The sequence below is a fragment of the Cellulophaga fucicola genome (assembly GCF_900119145.1).
In the GTDB taxonomy this organism is placed as follows: Bacteria; Bacteroidota; Bacteroidia; order Flavobacteriales; family Flavobacteriaceae; genus Cellulophaga; species Cellulophaga fucicola.
In genome coordinates this window covers 1-1384 of the sequence record NZ_FPIY01000020.1, presented here as the reverse complement: position 1 = coordinate 1384, position 1384 = coordinate 1, and the positions used below count along the sequence as shown (strand labels likewise).

Here is a 1384-nt window from a genome sequence, read left to right as displayed (position 1 = left end):
ATTAACTAAATTCTTACTACATATATAATATGTAACGGTCGTCGTTCTCTAGAAAGGAGGTGTTCCAGCCGCACCTTCCGGTACGGCTACCTTGTTACGACTTAGCCCTAGTTACCAGTTTTACCCTAGGTCGCTCCTTGCGGTGACGAACTTCAGGTACCCCCAGCTTCCATGGCTTGACGGGCGGTGTGTACAAGGCCCGGGAACGTATTCACCGGATCATGGCTGATATCCGATTACTAGCGATTCCAGCTTCACGGAGTCGAGTTGCAGACTCCGATCCGAACTGTGATAGGTTTTATAGATTCGCTCCTTATCGCTAAGTGGCTGCTCTCTGTACCTACCATTGTAGCACGTGTGTGGCCCAGGACGTAAGGGCCGTGATGATTTGACGTCATCCCCACCTTCCTCACGGTTTGCACCGGCAGTCTTGTTAGAGTCCCCACCATAATGTGCTGGTAACTAACAACAGGGGTTGCGCTCGTTATAGGACTTAACCTGACACCTCACGGCACGAGCTGACGACAACCATGCAGCACCTTGTAAATTGCCCGAAGGAAAGTCTATCTCTAAACCTGTCAATCTACATTTAAGCCCTGGTAAGGTTCCTCGCGTATCATCGAATTAAACCACATGCTCCACCGCTTGTGCGGGCCCCCGTCAATTCCTTTGAGTTTCATTCTTGCGAACGTACTCCCCAGGTGGGATACTTATCACTTTCGCTTGGCCGCTCAGTCCGAAAACCGAACAGCTAGTATCCATCGTTTACGGCGTGGACTACCAGGGTATCTAATCCTGTTCGCTACCCACGCTTTCGTCCATCAGCGTCAATATATTGTTAGTGATCTGCCTTCGCAATCGGTATTCTATGTAATATCTATGCATTTCACCGCTACACTACATATTCTAACCACTTCACAATAATTCAAGACTATCAGTATCAAAGGCAATTCTACAGTTGAGCTGCAAACTTTCACCCCTGACTTAATAGCCCGCCTACGGACCCTTTAAACCCAATAATTCCGGATAACGCTCGGACCCTCCGTATTACCGCGGCTGCTGGCACGGAGTTAGCCGGTCCTTATTCTTACAGTACCGTCACCAGACTACACGTAGTCCTTATTCTTCCTGTATAAAAGCAGTTTACAATCCATAGGACCGTCTTCCTGCACGCGGCATGGCTGGATCAGGCTCTCGCCCATTGTCCAATATTCCTCACTGCTGCCTCCCGTAGGAGTCTGGTCCGTGTCTCAGTACCAGTGTGGGGGATCCCCCTCTCAGGGCCCCTACCCATCGTAGTCTTGGTAAGCCGTTACCTTACCAACAAACTAATGGGACGCATACTCATCTTACACCGTAATCTTTATTATTAAAATGATGCCAT

1 rRNA gene is annotated in these 1384 nt (G+C 49.1%); it reads right to left on the bottom strand.

The features are described 5' to 3' along the window. Positions 1-52: 52 nt before the first annotated feature. A 16S ribosomal RNA gene (locus BT107_RS17330) occupies positions 53-1384 on the bottom strand; the annotation flags it as partial.